Annotated in this window: 16 protein-coding genes; 8 read left to right on the forward strand and 8 right to left on the reverse strand. The window is 67.3% G+C overall.

Translation table 11 applies throughout. The features are described from left to right. Positions 1 to 15 precede the first annotated feature (15 nt). Positions 16 to 918, forward strand: coding sequence for an aldose 1-epimerase (locus ASD37_RS10720; RefSeq protein WP_056550915.1), 903 nt, complete (start codon positions 16 to 18; stop codon positions 916 to 918). Here the strand turns inward: ASD37_RS10720 and ASD37_RS10725 are convergent, their stop codons facing one another. The 7 genes from ASD37_RS10725 to ASD37_RS10755 form a co-directional block, all read right to left on the reverse strand. After that, on the reverse strand, positions 919 to 1,296 hold the full coding sequence (locus ASD37_RS10725; protein WP_056551066.1) for a heat shock protein transcriptional repressor HspR: 378 nt from the start codon (positions 1,294 to 1,296) through the stop codon (positions 919 to 921). After that, entirely contained in the window at positions 1,296 to 2,471 is a 1,176-nt protein-coding gene (dnaJ, locus tag ASD37_RS10730; protein ID WP_056550916.1) for a molecular chaperone DnaJ, read from the reverse strand. Before dnaJ ends, ASD37_RS10725 begins: the two co-directional genes overlap by 1 nt. Before the next feature lie 35 nt (positions 2,472 to 2,506). Beyond that, a complete protein-coding gene (gene grpE / locus ASD37_RS10735; RefSeq protein WP_056550917.1) occupies positions 2,507 to 3,133 on the reverse strand; it encodes a nucleotide exchange factor GrpE in 627 nt (208 codons plus the stop codon). Beyond that, positions 3,130 to 4,986 (reverse strand): molecular chaperone DnaK, encoded by a 1,857-nt coding sequence (dnaK, locus tag ASD37_RS10740; protein WP_056550918.1) that lies wholly within the window; start codon positions 4,984 to 4,986, stop codon positions 3,130 to 3,132. Before dnaK ends, grpE begins: the two co-directional genes overlap by 4 nt. Before the next feature lie 235 nt (positions 4,987 to 5,221). Then, positions 5,222 to 5,698 carry a MerR family transcriptional regulator gene (locus tag ASD37_RS10745; RefSeq protein ID WP_056550919.1) on the reverse strand — a complete coding sequence of 159 codons (477 nt, stop codon included), beginning with the start codon at positions 5,696 to 5,698 and terminating at the stop codon, positions 5,222 to 5,224. 9 nt (positions 5,699 to 5,707) lie between these two features. Then, a complete protein-coding gene (locus ASD37_RS10750) occupies positions 5,708 to 6,580 on the reverse strand; it encodes an SDR family oxidoreductase (RefSeq protein ID WP_056550920.1) in 873 nt (290 codons plus the stop codon). A gap of 48 nt (positions 6,581 to 6,628) precedes the next feature. Beyond that, a complete protein-coding gene (locus ASD37_RS10755; protein WP_056550921.1) occupies positions 6,629 to 7,399 on the reverse strand; it encodes a GntR family transcriptional regulator in 771 nt (256 codons plus the stop codon). A 113-nt stretch (positions 7,400 to 7,512) separates the two neighbouring features. Between ASD37_RS10755 and ASD37_RS10760 the strand changes: the two genes are divergently transcribed. The 7 genes from ASD37_RS10760 to ASD37_RS10790 are packed head-to-tail and all read left to right on the forward strand — an operon-like array spanning position 7,513 to position 14,705. After that, positions 7,513 to 8,313, forward strand: a complete 801-nt coding sequence (locus ASD37_RS10760; RefSeq protein ID WP_056550922.1) for an inositol monophosphatase family protein — start codon at positions 7,513 to 7,515, stop codon at positions 8,311 to 8,313. Continuing rightward, entirely contained in the window at positions 8,310 to 8,588 is a 279-nt protein-coding gene (locus ASD37_RS10765; protein WP_056550923.1) for a hypothetical protein, read from the forward strand. The genes ASD37_RS10760 and ASD37_RS10765 overlap by 4 nt, the downstream gene beginning before the upstream one ends. A gap of 1 nt (position 8,589) precedes the next feature. Beyond that, complete coding sequence (locus tag ASD37_RS10770) at positions 8,590 to 10,146, forward strand: sodium:solute symporter (RefSeq protein ID WP_056550924.1); 1,557 nt, start codon at positions 8,590 to 8,592, stop codon at positions 10,144 to 10,146. Then, entirely contained in the window at positions 10,143 to 11,390 is a 1,248-nt protein-coding gene (locus ASD37_RS10775; protein WP_156720829.1) for a M20 family metallo-hydrolase, read from the forward strand. The genes ASD37_RS10770 and ASD37_RS10775 overlap by 4 nt, the downstream gene beginning before the upstream one ends. Further along, complete coding sequence (locus tag ASD37_RS10780; RefSeq protein ID WP_056550925.1) at positions 11,387 to 12,793, forward strand: amidase family protein; 1,407 nt, start codon at positions 11,387 to 11,389, stop codon at positions 12,791 to 12,793. The genes ASD37_RS10775 and ASD37_RS10780 overlap by 4 nt, the downstream gene beginning before the upstream one ends. Beyond that, positions 12,793 to 13,734 carry an aminoglycoside phosphotransferase family protein gene (locus ASD37_RS10785; protein WP_056550926.1) on the forward strand — a complete coding sequence of 314 codons (942 nt, stop codon included), beginning with the start codon at positions 12,793 to 12,795 and terminating at the stop codon, positions 13,732 to 13,734. The genes ASD37_RS10780 and ASD37_RS10785 overlap by 1 nt, the downstream gene beginning before the upstream one ends. Next, a complete protein-coding gene (locus ASD37_RS10790; protein ID WP_056550927.1) occupies positions 13,731 to 14,705 on the forward strand; it encodes a choline/ethanolamine kinase family protein in 975 nt (324 codons plus the stop codon). The genes ASD37_RS10785 and ASD37_RS10790 overlap by 4 nt, the downstream gene beginning before the upstream one ends. Here ASD37_RS10790 and ASD37_RS10795 read toward each other — a convergent pair. Next, positions 14,692 to 16,122, reverse strand: a complete 1,431-nt coding sequence (locus ASD37_RS10795) for an amidase (protein WP_056551068.1) — start codon at positions 16,120 to 16,122, stop codon at positions 14,692 to 14,694. The genes ASD37_RS10790 and ASD37_RS10795 overlap by 14 nt on opposite strands. Between the last annotated feature and the right edge of the window lie 4 nt (positions 16,123 to 16,126).

Below are 16,126 nucleotides of genomic sequence, written 5' to 3' on the forward strand. Positions count from 1 at the left end.
TGACAGAATCGCCAAATGTCCGAGTTCGAAGCCGTCACGCTGACCGATCCGTCGTCGTCGCTGACCGCGACCGTCGTCCCCATGGCAGGCATGATCGTCACGTCGCTGCGCGACGGGAAACACGAGTTCCTCGGCCAACGACGCGGCCTCGACGCCTACATCACCGCGGGCAAGACCATGGGCGTGCCGATCCTCTATCCGTGGGCAAACCGGTTGAGCGCCAGCAAGTATGGGATCAACGGCGCCGTCGTGACGCTCACCCCCGGGACCGGTGGAGTGCGTACCGACGAGCACGGCGTGCCGATCCACGGAGTCCTCACGGGTTATCCCGGCTGGCTGATCTCCGACCGGTCGGAGAACTCGTTGACCGCGGTCCTCGACTACGGCGGACGACCCCGCCTGCTGGCGTCGTTCCCGTTTCCCCACGTGCTGACCCAACGCGTGACGCTCGCCGATCGCACCCTGTCCGTCGAGACGACCGTGATGCCGACGACGGCCGCGTCCGTACCGCTGTGCTTCGGCTACCACCCGTACGTCCAGCTGCCGGGGATCCCTCGCGCCGAATGGACCTTGACCACCCCGGCGATGCGGCACCGGCCGACCGACAACTGGGGCCTCCCCACCGGCGCCCACGACGAGTGGCAGGCCAGCTCGGAACCGATGGGGTCCACGCTCTACGACGACGGATTCGACCAGGTGCCAGAGGGTTCGGTGTTCGCCATCTCAGCCGGCGACCGCAGGGTCGAGATTGCGTTCCTCAAGGGGTATCCCGCCACCCAGCTGTTCGCGCCACCCAACGACGACGTCATCGCGATCGAACCGATGGCCGCGCCAACCGACGCGCTGCGCAGCGGCAACTACCGCTTCGCGGTCGCCGGCAAACCCGAGACCATGAGGTTCTCGATCACGGCGACCTGATCAGCGCTTGCTTCGGGGCTGCCACACGACCAGCGCGGTGCTCTTCGGCACGACGGCCAGGTCGCGGCGCTGGTTGGCCCGCAGGCGTTCCATCTCGTCGGCCATCTCGGCCATCCGGGAGCGCAGCGCCTCGACCTGATTGGTCAGCTCGATGATGCGCTTGATGCCTGCGAGGTTGACGCCCTCGTCCTGCGACAGTCGCTGCACCTCGCGGAGCAGGTCGACGTCGCGCTCGGAGTAGCGCCGACCGCCGCCGGAGCTACGCTGCGGACTGACCAGGCCGAGCCGGTCGTAGGTCCGCAGCGTCTGGGCGTGCATGCCCGCGAGCTCCGCGGCGACCGAGATGAGGAAGGTACGCGCATCGTCCTTCTTGGACATCACGCACCGGTCCATCCGGCCCGCGGGTCGAACCCGCTTGCCCGCTCGGCCTTGGCGTAGGCCTCGAGTGCCTCGGCGGCTTCGCCTTCGACGTTCGGGGGGACCGCGACCTTCACCGTGACCAGCAGGTCACCGTGACCGCCGGCGCGTTTGGGCACCCCGCGACCGCGGACCCGAAGGATGCGTCCGTCGGACGTTCCCTTGGGCACCCGGACCCCGACCTTGCCCTCCAGCGTCGGCACCGAAAGCGTTGTGCCAAGGGCGAGTTCGTGGAAGCTGACGGGAACCGTCACGGTCAGGTCGTCGCCGGTCCTGCCGAACACCTTGTCGGGGCGGACGTGCACGGTGACGAACAGGTCGCCAGACGGTGCGCCGCGCAGCCCCGCTTCACCCTGGCCGGCGAGACGGATGCGTTGGCCGTCCTCGACACCGGGCGGTATCCGCACGTTGATGGTGCGGGTCCGGGTGGTCGCACCCTTGCCGCCGCACTCGTCGCACGGCTCCTCGATGATCGAGCCGGTGCCACGGCATTCGGTGCACGGCTCCGAGAAGCCGAACGCACCCTGATTGCGGTTGATGACGCCCGCGCCGTTGCAGTTCGGGCACACCTTGGGGCTGGTGCCGGGGCGTGCGCCACTGCCATGGCAGTTGGTGCACGGCGCCGGGCTGGTCAGCCGCAGCGGCATGGCCACGCCCTTGGTCGCCTCGAGGAACGACAGTTCCGTCTCGGTCTCCAGGTCGTTGCCTCGGCGCGGACGACTGGGCCGCGGCTGTTGAGCGCCGCGACCGAACAGTCCACCGAAGAGGTCGCCGATGTTGGCGCCACCGGTCTGCGGAGCGGCGTCGAACAGGTCGCCGAGGTTGAATTCGGCTCCCTCACCGCTGAACCCGCCGAAGTTGCCACCGCCACCGCCACCGCCGAACCGACGACCACCGTTGGCGAAGAGCCTGCGGGTTTCGTCGTATTCCTTGCGCTTGGCCTTGTCCAGAAGGACGTCCTTGGCCTCGCCGACCGCCTTGTACCGCTCCTCGGCAACCGGATTGTTCGGGTTGCGGTCGGGGTGCAGCTCGGCCATCAGCTTGCGGGCGACACTCTTGATTTCGCTGTCGCTGGCATCGGAGGCGACGCCGAGTTCTTTGTAGAAGTCCTTCTCAACCCATTCGCGCTGGACCATGCTGCGTCACCTCCTTGCCAGTCAGTTCTGTCGAACTATCGATCTGATTGTGAATTCTCGTTGCCATTCGATGCGTTTTGCGCGTCCGACACGTCGTTCGTGTCGGGAGCGACGACGGAATCGACCACCCCGACCATCGCGTGCCGAAGCACCGGGCCGTCGCCGAGGCGGTAGCCCTGGCGCATGACGGTGCCGATCACCGGGTTCGATCCGTCACCGTCGTGCTGCACGGCCTCGTGCAGTGACGGGTCGAACGGGTCGCCCTCCACGCCGTAGGCCACCAGTCCGATGGCCTGCAGTGCGCCGGTGAGCTTGTCTGCCACCGACTTCAGCGGACCAGACTCCAGGTCACCGTGGCGCCGCGCGCGCTCGAGGTCGTCGAGCACGGGCAGCAACTGGGTGGCCGCGAACGCCTTACCGCGTTCGGAGGCCGCTTGTTCCTGCCGGACGGATCGTTTGCGGTAGTTGTCGTATTCCGCCTTGACGCGTTGCAGCGTCGCCTTGAGCTCGGCAGCCTCGTCGTTCTCGGGTGCCGGGTCCGGCGTCGACCCACTGGGGGCCGACGCCGAATCCGCGCTGTCACGAACTGCACCCGTGTCGGGATCGACGCGCCGTTTGTCGGTGATGGTCACCGGCTCGTGCGGATCGTTCTCCTGGGTCACTTGCGCTCCTGCTCGTCGTCTTCGACGACCTCCGCGTCAACCACGTTGTCGTCAGCCTGCGATGCGGAACCGTCGGCTCCAGCGGCGCCCTGCTCGGCCTGGGTGGCCTCGTAGATCGCCTGGCCGAGAGCCTGGGATTCGACGCCCAGCTTCTCCATCGCGGACTTGATCGCCGTGATGTCGGTGCCCTCGAGCGCCGACTTCGCCTCGCCGATCGCGGACTCAACCTTGGCGAGCGTCTCCTCGGGAACCTTGGAGCCACCCTCGGCTTCGCGCTGTTCCTTGATGAACTTCTCGGTCTGGTAGACCAGCGCCTCGGCGTCGTTGCGAGCGGTCGCCTCTTCGCGACGCTTGCGGTCTTCCTCGGCGTGCGCCTCGGCGTCCTTGATCATCCGATCGATGTCGTCCTGGGAGAGGCCGGAGCCCTCCTGGATCTTGATCGTGTTCTCCTTGCCGGTGCCCTTGTCCTTGGCGGTGACGTGGACGATGCCGTTGACGTCGATGTCGAAGGTGACCTCGATCTGCGGCGTGCCACGCGGGGCGGGCGGGATGCCGGTCAGCTCGAAGGAGCCGAGCAGCTTGTTCGCCGAGGCGATTTCACGCTCACCCTGGAAGACCTGGATCTGCACCGACGGCTGGTTGTCGTCAGCGGTGGTGAAGGTCTCCGACCGCTTGGTGGGGATGGTGGTGTTGCGCTCGATGAGCTTGGTCATCACGCCACCCTTGGTCTCGATGCCGAGGCTCAGGGGGGTCACGTCGAGCAGCAGGACGTCCTTGACCTCACCGGCCAGCACACCTGCCTGCAGCGCGGCACCGACGGCCACGACCTCGTCGGGGTTGACGCCCTTGTTGGGCTCCTTGCCGCTGAGTTCCTTGACCAGCTCGGTCACGGCGGGCATGCGGGTGGAACCGCCGACCATCACGACATGGTCGATGTCGGAGACCGAAACGCCGGCGTCCTTGATGACGGACTGGAACGGCTTGCGGGTGCGGTCCAGCAGATCCTGAGTGATCTTTTGGAACTCCGCGCGGCTGAGCTGCTCGTCGAGGAACAGCGGGTTCTTGTCCGCGTCGACCGTGATGTAGGGCAGGTTGATCGAGGTCGACTGGCCGGAGCTCAGTTCGATCTTGGCCTTCTCGGCCGCCTCGCGCAGACGCTGCATGGCCATCTTGTCCTTGGTCAGGTCGATGCCTGCCGAGGCCTTGAACTTGTCGACGAGCCACGTCACGATCCGGTCGTCCCAGTCGTCGCCACCGAGGTGGTTGTCACCGGAGGTCGCACGGACCTCGACGACGCCGTCGCCGATGTCGAGCAGCGAGACGTCGAACGTGCCGCCACCGAGGTCGAAGACCAGGATGGTCTGGTCCTTGTCGGCCTTGTCCAGGCCGTAGGCCAACGCCGCCGCGGTGGGCTCGTTGACGATGCGCTGCACCTCGAGGCCGGCGATCTGGCCGGCTTCCTTGGTGGCCTGACGCTGGGCGTCGTTGAAGTACGCCGGCACGGTGATGACCGCGTCGGTGATGTCCTCGCCCAGGTACGCCTCGGCGTCACGCTTGAGCTTCATGAGGATGCGCGCGCTGATTTCCTGCGGCGTGTAGTCCTTGCCGTCGATCGCCACGGACCAGTCGGTGCCGATGTGGCGCTTGACCGATCGGATGGTCCGGTCGACGTTGGTGACTGCTTGGTTCTTGGCGGGCTGACCGACCAACACCTCGCCGTTGCGCGCGAACGCGACGACCGACGGGGTGGTACGTGAGCCCTCCGAGTTTGCGACGACGACGGGTTCTCCGCCTTCGAGCACCGAGACGACGGAGTTGGTGGTCCCGAGGTCGATACCGACCGCACGAGCCATAGTTACTGCCTCCTGTATAGAAAAACGTTCTGGGGTCTGAGTGGACCAGGCTCAAGCTTGCCCCCGCGGATGCGGTGGTGTCAAGCGAGAGTTGAGCCTGAGTCACTCAAGTTGTCGAATGGGTCAACCGAAGGGGTGTGCGATTCATTCCCGGGGGACACCGAACTCGTCGAGACTGCGTGGGCGGTTGTGATCACCGCCGAATCACGACCGTTGACGCAGTCTCGACGCTCGGCTAGGGCAGCGGATCCCCGGCGCGGCCACCGTAGGTCGCGATCTTGTACTCGGTGGCGGCCAGGGACAGCGTCAGCTCACGAATCTGGCGCGCAATGGTGTCACGGTGTTCGACGAGCATGTCCAGCCGCTCTGGCACCGTGTCGGCCCCGGCGTCGACCAGCTCGACGTAGTGCTGGAGATCGCGAATGGCCATGCCGGACAGCCGCATCCGAGTCAGGAAGACGAGTCGACGGATCGCTTCCGGGGAGTATCTGCGGTGCCCGTCGACGTCGCGGTCGACGACCAGTAGTCCGATGCGCTCGTAGTAGCGCAAGGTGTGCGCCGTGACGTCCAGAAGCTCGGCCACCTCGGCGATCGACTTCGGTTCCTCGACGTCACCGCCGTCGGCCATCCGGTGCAACAGCTCCACCGAGATCGGGCCGCCAGCCTCGCCCAGGGCCGCCAGCGCCTTCGTCATCAGGTCGTCGACGCTCATCGGCGAAGCCTAGACCGGTCGGACCGACGGCGGCGCGTCCTCGAAGTCGGTGCCGATCGCGACGTCGGCCCACGTCTCCAGCGCCGCCAGATTGGTGCGATAACCGTTGCCGATGCGCCGAACGGCCTCGGCGCCCAGCGGCAGCCGCAACGGGACGTCGTCGCCGTGCGCGAGGTCGGCGATCACCTCCGCCGCCTTGACCGGATCGCCCTCCTGGACACCGTCGACCCGAGCCAGGTCGGCCCGCATGGCGCTGAGTGCGTCCCCATAGACGGGGCTTGAGTCGGCGAAGGCGATGACGTCGGGCTGGTTGAATCCGGTACGAAACCTGCTGGGCTCCAAGATCATTACGCGAATTCCGAACGGGGCCACCTCACCGGCGAGCGCCTCCGACCACCCCTCCAACGCGAACTTTCCCGCCGAATAGGAGCCCGCACCGGGAAACGAGACTCGGCCACCCTGGCTGCTCATCTGGATGATCGTGCCGCTGCGCTGCTCACGCATCGTCGGCAGCACGGCCCGCACCAGGGCGGCGGGGACGAACAGGTGCAGATCCATCGCCTCGCGGAGGTCGGCATCCGAAACCTCCTCGGCGGCGCCGATGATGCCGCGCCCCGCGTTGTTGACCAGGACGTCGACGCGGCCGAACCGCTGCAGGGCCGCCTCGACCACGCCGTCGACCCGAGCGGTCTTTCCTGCGTCGAAGGAGGTCGACGCGAACCGGTCCGGATACCGCTCGGCCAGGTCGGCGACGGCACCCGGCTCCCGCACGGCGGCGAGGACGGTGTCCCCGTTCGCGAGTGCGTATTCGGCGATGGCCCTGCCGAATCCGCGGGAGGCGCCGGTGATGATCCAGGTGAGGTGGTTCGTGGTTAGTGACATGAGCGGGACGCTAGGGGTTCGAGCGCGCTCGAACGCAAATTCGTTGCCTCACAACCGCCGTGGGGTGACCGGTGACTGAGACCGCACGTGGAGGCGGGTGCGGTCGGCGCGGAACAGGTCGACGGAGTATTCGACGGCTCGACCCCGTTGGTCGTAGCCGGTGCGCTCCAGCTTGAGCACGGGCGTCCCCGCCGGCTGGTCGAGCAACGCGCCCTCGGACGGCGAAAGGGCGGCGATCTCGATGGCTTCGTCGGCGACGCAGATCTGCACTCCAAACCGCACGCGCAACGTCCGGTAAACCGACTTCATCTCGGTGCCGAGCAGACCGGCGAGCTCGGGGCGCAGGTACATCCGCTCCAGGGACAGCGTCTCCCCGTCGGCGTGGCGGAGTCGCTTCAAGGCCACCACCTGGCCGTCCTCCGCGAGGCCGAGAGCGCTGGCGATGCCCGCAGTCACCGGGACCATCCCGGCCGAGATGACGGTGGTCCCGTCGCGAAAACCTTGTTCGTGCAGGATCTCTGGGATGCCCTTCACGGTGTTGAGGCTGCGAAGGATGCTGTGGCCGTGACACAGTGGTCGCGCCCCGTCCGGAGGTGTCTGCCTGGTCACCGCAGTGAGGTAGGAGCCGCCGGCTCGGCCCCGCACCCGACGGATCACCTGGTCTTCCTCCAGGCGCTCCAGTGCCTTGCGCACGGTGGTGCGCGACGTCTCGAGTCGCTCAGCCAACACACGTTCGGTGGGCAGTCTGGTCTCGCCACGGTCGGCGAGCTCGCCGGCCAGCCGCACCAAGGCTTCGTGCACGTGCTCGAGAAGGAGCATGGCGGAACGATACCCACCACGGGCCGACCAGGCATCCGTCATTCGAGAGTGTTACATGTGCGTAACATGCGACCCTAGAAACCAGAAATGGTCTAGTCGCACACTCGACAACCATGGGCGACAACCGGGCAGACCGCATCGGACTAGCTCTTGAGCTGGCCGAACGTGCCGGGACCCTGTCGAAGCGTTACTTCGAGGGCGGCGCGATGTCGGTGCAGACCAAGCACGACGGCACCCCGGTCACCGCGGCCGACCGGGAGATCGAGCAGACCATGCGCGACGCCGTGGCGGCGAACTTCCCCGATGACGGCTTCGTCGGCGAGGAGTTCCCCGACACCGAAGGCGACTCCGGCTACCGATGGATCGTCGACCCCATCGACGGCACCAAGTCCTTCGTCCGCGGGGTCCCGTTGTACTCCAATCTCATCGCGCTTCAAGAGGGTGACGAGATCGTCTTCGGCATCATCAACATGCCAAGCGCCGGCATCGTCGTCCGTGCCGAACGCGGCAAGGGGTGTCTGCGCAACGACGTCCCGGTCCGGGTGTCGGACCGCGCCCACCTGGACGGCTCCTACGTCATGGCGACCTGGCTGGAGGACTGGGAACCCGACGTCGTCGAGGACCTCCGGACGCAGGGAGTGACCGTGCGCACCTGGGGCGACGCATTCGGATACGCCATGGTCGCCTGCGGATTCGCCGACGCCGTGGTCGACTACACCACACAGCCCTACGATCTCGCGCCGATGCCGGTCATCATCGAGGAGGCCGGTGGGCGGTTCACCGATCTCGGCGGGAGACGAGTGTTCGACGGCGGCAACGGAATTGCGAGCAACGGGCTCATTCACGAGACCCTGCGCGCCTACGTTTCCACCCCACTGCTTGGCAATCGGCAAGAAATAGGAGTTCAGCCATGAAGGCCTACATCCGGGGACTTAGTCGACGGTCCATCGTCACCTTCTTTGGGGCGCTGTACGCCGTCGCACTGCTGTTCGCGCTCTTCCCACCCCTCTATCTGTGGGGCAGCGGCAGCAGATTCGACATCCTCGGAATCCCCTTCGCGATCATGTACTGGGTGATCGACGCCCTCGTGCTTGGGCTGACCCTGGCGGCCTTCTACGTCGTCGAAGACATCCGCGGCGAACTCGACGACGATTCGCTGGAACCCCTAGCAGAAGGCCTCGGAGGCTGACATGTGGATCATGCTCGCCATGCTGGCGGTGTTCTACGCCATCGTCATCGCTATTCTCTATGTGACACAACAGAAGACGACACCCACGTTCGACGAGTACGCGGTCGGCGGTCGCAGCTACGGGCCGTGGTACGTGGCGATGAGCTACGTCAACTCGTGGTGGCCCGGTTCCACCTTCATCGCCTTCTTCGGGTTGGCCACCGGTGCGGGTGTCTTCGGCCTGTACGGCCTGGCCTATTCGAGCCTCGGCGTGGCGATGATGTACTTCATGGCCACCAGGGCCTGGCGCTGGGGCAAGAAGTACGACCTGCGCAGCCAGCCCGATCTGCTGGGCAAGCGGTTCGACTCCCCCGCGGTCCGCATCGTCGCGAGCGTCATCGGCATCGTCTCGCTGTTTCCCTGGGTGGTCCTCGGAATGCAAGCCCTGGGAACCGTTTTCGAGCTCGCCAGTGACGGCGCCTGGTCGGTGACCACGTGCCTGATCGTCGGCCTCGCGGTGATCCTCATCCGGCAGTACTGGACCGTCCGGATGGGCATGCGCGGCCTGATCATGACCGACGCCTTCCAGGGCACGGTCGCCTACGTCTTCTCGGCCATCCTGTGCATCGTGCTGCTGTCCGGGATTGCCGGCGGCCCGATCAGCGTCGCCGACCTGAACGACGTCGCGGACAAGTACCTCGTCCTGCCCGGCGACGGTGACGCATACGGACCGCTGTACATCTTCGCGCTGATCTTCACCGGTGTGGTCGGATCCCTATGCTGGCCAACCAGTTTCCAGCGCATCTACACGGCATCCAGTGTGCGGTCGGTGAAGTCCGGCACCCTGTGCACGGTGTTGATCTCCGGCGTGTTCTACACCCTGCTGATGCTGGTCGGCATCGCCGCGACGGTCATGCCCGACGTCGCCGAGAGCCCGCAGGCGGGCTGGTTCACCATCATGAGCGACTACGGCGGCACCTGGCTGCTCGGACTCGGCATCACCATCGTCTTCGCCGCCTCCATGGGCCACATCGACGGCAGCGTGCAGGTGTGCGGTCTGCAGATCGCCAACGATCTGGTCAACACCACGAAGCGCCCGTTGACGGACAAGCGGCTGACCCAGGTCGCGAAGACCTCGATGCTGGTATTCATGATCGCCGCCGGCGTCGTCGCATACGCCACGTTCAACATGACGCGGCTGCAGCTTCTCGCGCAGATCTCCTATCAGGGCGTGATTCAGCTGTCGGTGCCGTTGTTCCTCGGCATCTTCTGGCGGGGCGGCAACAAGCAGGGCGCCGTGGCGGGCATGATCTCGGGGTTCCTGGTCGCGATGGTGCTGACCACGATCTACCCCGACGACATTCGCTGGCTCGGCAGCCTGACCGGCGGTATCGTCGGCTTGGTGGTGAACCTCGCCGTCTTCCTGGTGGCCGCTGCGGTGGTCAAGACCGACGACGCCGACAAGACACGGGTGAACGAGATGTTCGAAGCCGCCATGACCAGGATGCGAATCCCGGCGCCGACGCCGCCGGTGTCCCTCGACGACCAGGTGCAAGAGTTGGCCGACGAACAACGATGACCTCCGACCTGACCGACGCCGCGTTCCTCGCCGACTTCGCCGAACTGTCGGCGATCGGCGCCACCGCGGTCGGCGGGGTGGATCGGGAAGCCGCCACCGCGGCCGACGGTCTAGCGCGGGAGTGGTTGCGCGCCTGGTTCGTCCAGCACGGCTTGCAGTGCCGGGTCGACGCGGTCGGAAACATGTACGGCTGCGTCGAGGTCGCGGCGGGCGCCCCGTACGTCCTGCTCGGCTCGCACCTGGACAGCCAGCCGACCTCGGGCCGCTTCGACGGCGCCTACGGGGTGCTGGCTGGGGCGTACGCCGCGGTCGCGGTGGCCGCCAGGCCGGACGACGCGCGGTTTAACGTGGCTGCGGTCAACTGGTTCAACGAAGAGGGCTCCCGGTTCTCGCCGAGTTTGATGGGCAGCGCGGTCTACGTCGGCAAGTCGACCGCCGACGCGGTCCTCGGCACCGTCGGCAAGGACGTCGTCTCGGTGCGGGATGCCCTGAGCCGCATTGGCTTTCAGGGTGACGACGTGGCTCCGACGGCGAACTCGTACGCCGAGATCCACATCGAGCAGGGCCGCACCCTCGAAGACGAGGGCCTTGACATCGGGGTGGTGACCAGCAACTGGGCCGCCTACAAGTACGCCGTCACCGTGCACGGCGAGCAGTCCCACACCGGCGCCACCCACATGCGGTACCGCCACGATGCGCTGGTCGGCGCCAGCCAGGTCGTGCTGGCCGTCCGGGCCGTCGCCGACGAATTCGGCCCCGACACGGTGCTCGGTTCGGTCGGGCGGTTCACCGTGGAGCCCAACTCCCCCGTGGTGGTGCCCGCCCGAGTGCGGCTCGCGGCGGACCTACGGGCTCTCGACGGCGACACGGTCGAAGCCGCCCACCGGTCCTTCCTGACGAAGATCGCCGACATCACCGAGGCTGGCGAGGTCACCGTCGAGATCGAACCGGCGGCGCTGCGCCCCTCCACCCGCTACCAAGACTCCGGGATCGCCTTGGCCGGGGAAGTCGCCGATGGACTCGGATTGCGTTGGCGGACAATGCCCACCATGGCGGGGCACGACTCCGTCAACCTCAAGGAGCTGGTCCCCACGGTCATGCTGTTCATCCCAAGCGTCGACGGTGTCTCCCACAACGAACGCGAGTTCAGCACCGAAGCGCAGATGCTCGCCGGGCTGCACACCCTGACCGAGACCGCCCGACGCATGGTGACCGGGGCCCTCGAGACGGCGCGCGTCTCGTGAGCGACGACGTTCTGGACTCCCCCGCGGACGCGGTGCGCGAGGCCTACCGCAGCGGCACCCTCACACCGGTCGACGTCTTGGCTCTCACCCTGGCCAGGATCGACGCCCGCAATCCCGCCGTCAACGCGATGGCCTACGTGGACGCCGACGGCGCCGCGTCGGCAGCGGAGGCCGCCACCCGCCGCTGGGCCGCGGGCGCGCCACTCGGTCCGCTGGACGGACTTCCGGTCACCATCAAGGACAGCGTGCACGCGGTCGGAACGCCGTGGCGACACGGGTGCGCCGCCAACGCGGACGTGCCCGACTCGACGTTCGACTCCCCGCCCGCCGCCCGGTTGAAGGAGGCCGGGGCCGTCATCGTCGGGAAGACCACGATGCCCGACTTCGGCATGATGGCCGCCGGTGTCAGCTCGCTGTACGGCATCACCCGCAATCCGTGGGACACGTCCAGAAACAGCGGCGGTTCCAGTGCCGGCGCCGGCGCCGCGCTCGCGTCGGGCATCGGCTTCTCGGCGGTGGGCACCGACATCGCCGGCTCGGTGCGACTGCCCGCCGGGCATTGCGGTCTGGTGGCGCTCAAGCCCACTCAGGGCCGCATCCCGCACACCGCCCCGTCCACCATGCGCTCGGCCGGGCCGATGGGTCGCACCGTCGACGACGTGATGGACATGTACGACGTTCTGTCCGGCCCCGACGCCCGCGACCTGTGGAGTCTGGCACCGTCGTCGGGGTCGACTGCCCGGGACCCCTTGGCGCCGAGCGGCCTTCGAATCAGCGTGCTGCCCGAACTGGGGCCGAACGTCGGCGCCGACGACGACGTGCTTGCGGTGCTGACCGACGCCGCGGCCGCGCTACGGGACGGCGGTGCGGACGTCTCGACGATGGCACCGCTCTTTCGCGACGACCCCTACCCCGCGCTGGACCGGTTGTTTCAGGTGCGGGCTGCGGCCGAACTGGAGTCCATCCGCGAGGATCTGCGCGAGCTGGTGCATCCCGCCATCCGCGGCTGGTGCGCCCCTGGTGCGGACCGCTCCGCCACCGACTTCACCCGCGACGGCGAGGCGGTGGCGCGTTCGGCGGAGCTGGTGCGCGCCGCGACCGCCGAATTCGACTTCGTCATCTCGCCGGTCATCCCGACGGTCGGCTTCGCCGCCGAGGAGGTCGGGCTCGACCCGTCACACCCGTTGGCGCACTGCGGTTTCACCGCCTGGGCCAACCAGACGGCGCAGCCGGCCGCGGCCCTGTGCTTCGGTTTCGTTGGCGGCATGCCGATCGGCATCCAGGTGATCGGACCCCGATTCGCCGACGCCGAGGTCCTGCGTCTGACCAAGTGGTTGGAAGGCAAGCGCCCCGGCACGATGACCTGGCCCGATCCGGCCGCCGTCCGCACGGGAGGAAACTGATGCCCACGACCGACATTGCCGAGTCGCTGCACTCGCTGGGACTGTTCGTCGACGCCGACATCACCGCCGATGCCACCCCGACGATGGCAAGCCCGAGTTGGTGGGGCGCCGACTCGGAGTGTTACGACGTCCGGCCCGATGGCGAATCCACTTCACCGGCAGCGGTTTTCGTGAAGTCGATGATCGGCCACGCCAGCGCCTACGTCGACGTGGAGCAGGCGTTCGCTGCCGCGACCGAGGCCGGCGAGAACGGCGTCGGTCCCGCGGTTCACGCGTCGGATCACGCCGCCGGCATCCTGGTGATGGAGAACTTGGTCGACACTGCGTCGACGGCGACGTTGAACGTCTTCGACGACGACACGAAGCTCGAACAACTGATCGCCCTGCGCAAGCGGGTCCACGAGTTCGGGTCGATCACCCGCTCGGCCACGGTCTTCGACGACGTCCGCACGCTGACCGACCTGGCCGCGGCCAACTCCGTGGCCCTGCCCGCGGACTTCGAGTGGATGGTCCGGATGCTGGCGATGGCCGAAGAGCGAATCGTGGCAACCGGTTTCGACACGGCACCCTGCCACGGCGACGGCAACGTCTCCAACGTCCTGCTTCCCGAGGACGGGCGGATGCTGCTGCTGGACTGGGACGTGGCGGCGGTGATGGATCCGCTTCAGGACATCGGCGTCGTGCTGGCCGAGGTGCGGCCGTTCGACTCGACCGCGCGGCAGGCCTTCGAAGCGGCGTGGGGCAGTTTCGATCAGGCCCTGTTCGACCGGGCGCGGGTCTACGGCATCGTCGACTGCGTCCGCTGGGGTCTGATTGGCGCCTACGCGGACGCGGCACGGCCGGGCACCCTCGAGTACTCGAAGTTGTCCGACTGGCAATTCCTCAGAGGCCGAGCCGGGTTGGGCGACGTCCACTTCCACGATCGGCTGAGGAACCTGTGAGCGGCACCGACTCCGTCCGCGACACCACCGGCAACCGGGCGGTGGGCACCGCGCGCACCGACACCGAGCGCAGTGTCGAGACGGCCCTGGCCGCGATCGAGCCGTGGCATGGCAAGCGGCTCGAGTACGCCCCGGTGCTTGGCGGCCTGCAGAACAGCAATTGGCGGATCACCGTCGAGGGCACCGACACCCGCTACTTCCTGAAGATTCCCGGCGCGGGCAGCGAGACGTTCATCGACCGTGCCCTGGCCAACGAGGCCGCCCGCCGCGCCGGAGTGAAGGGGATCGGCCCCGAGCTGGTCCACTTCGATTCGGACACCGGCGTCGAGGTCATCGAGTTCCTGGAGGGCTACCGCGCCTGCACCAACGGTGATTTCAAGGACGTCACCATCCCCCGCCAGATCATCGACATCTACCGGGAACTCCACGACGGCGAACTGCTGACCGTCACCAAGACCATGTTCGACATGATCGACGAGCACCTCGGGCAGGCCCACGAGCTCGACGTCCGGCTTCCCCAGGACGTCGAACTGATCCTTGGCGAGTACCGGATGGCCAAGCAGGCGTTGCTGGCATCGGGATTGGATTTGGCTGCGTGCCACAACGATCCGATGCCCGGCAACTTCCTGGTCGCCGACGGCGAGCCGATGAAGTTGGTGGACTACGAGTTCGCGTCCAACAACGAACGCGCCTACGAGTTGGCGTTGTTGACCACGGAGATGTTCTACACCGAGGAACTGATCAACGAACTCGTCGAGGACTTCTACGGCAAGGCCGACTTCGGTCTGCTGGCGCGCGTGCAGGTGTGTAGTGCGTTGGCCGACACGAAGTGGGGGCTGTGGGCGTGCGTCAACCAGCAGCTGAGTTCAGCGTGGGACTTCGACTACCACAAGTACGGTTGCTGGAAGCTGATGCGAGCGCGGCTCAAGATGTCCGATCCTCGCTGGCCGTTCTGGCTCAAAGCGCTGTAGTCACATCGGGTTTGGCGTCGGCCCAGGGCCGGGCCGTCTCGTAGTTCGCCGCGGCGCGCAGGACGGCGGCGTCGGCACGGTGCGCGCCGGCGATCTGCAACCCGACGGGCCGCCCGTCCGCGGTGAACCCGGCGGGCACCGTGATGGCGGGCGTGGTGGTCATGTTGAACGGGTAGGTCAGCAACCAGCCGAGCAACTGGCGCTGCAACGACTGACCGTCGAGCCACTCGGGGGCGAAGCGGTCCAGCGGAAAGGTGGGGCTGGCCAGAGTCGGGCTTACCAGGATGTCGTAGGTGCGCATGAATTCGCTGAAGGTGTCCCACATCCTGCCGCGGAAGGCCTCCGCGCGGCCGATCTCGACGGCGGTCAAGGTTTCGGCCTGGGCGAAGATCTCGATCAGATTGTCGTCGACCTCGCCACGCTGGGTCTTCCAGTCGAGCACGTCGTGCTCACACGAGTAGCCGGGCACCCACAGGCCCTTCCACATGGCCTCCTCGGGGTCACCCCAGTTCGGCGTGGCCTCCTCCACCGTGGCGCCGAGAGATTCGAACGCGCGCACCGCTTCTTCGCATACCGCGACCACTTCGGGGTCGACGTGCCCGAGACCGAGGTCGGGTGACCAGGCCACCCGCCAACCGGTTACGTCACCCTCGATCGCCTTGGCGTAGTCGACGCCGTCGGACGGCACGCTGTTCGGGTCGGAGTCCGACGGTCCCGCCATGACGGAGAACATCAGGGCGGCGTCGGCGACGGTGCGCGTGATCGGTCCGTGGAAGATGTGGGTGTAGTGCCGCCCGTCGAGAAGCGTGTGCGGGATGCGGCCGAGCGACGGTTTGAAGCCCACCACTCCGCACATCGCGGCGGGGATGCGCACCGAACCCGCGCCGTCGGCGCCCTCCGCGAGCGGACCCAACCCGGCCGCCACCGCGGCCGCCGCACCGCCACTCGATCCGCCTGCGGTGTGGCCCTGACGCCACGGGTTGTGCGTGGGTCCGTACACGTGATTGTCGGTGCCGCCGTAGTAGCCGAATTCGGGCGCGTTGGTCTTGCCGAGAAAGAGGCCGCCGGCTGCCTTCAACCGGGTGACCACCGTGGCGTCGTGCGTTCCGACCGTGCCGGCCAACGGTTTCAGCGACGAGTCGAACGGCAGACCGGCCATCGTGGTCAAGCCCTTGATGGAGAACGGCACCCCGTGCAGCGGTCCGCGGGTGTTGCCGTCGGCCACGTCTTGCTGGAGGCTCGCGGCGTCGGCCAGGACCTGCTCGCGGTCGAAGTGAATGTAGGCGTTGAGCCGTGGGTTGACCGCTTCGATGCGGTCGGCGAATTCGGTCGCGATCTCCGTGGGACTGACCGAACCGGTCCGGACGGCGTCGGCGAGCGAGGTGGCGGGCGTCCAGCACAGTTCGTTGTCGGCCATGACC

The organism is Mycobacterium sp. Root135 (assembly GCF_001426545.1).
In the GTDB taxonomy this organism is placed as follows: domain Bacteria; phylum Actinomycetota; class Actinomycetes; order Mycobacteriales; family Mycobacteriaceae; genus Mycobacterium.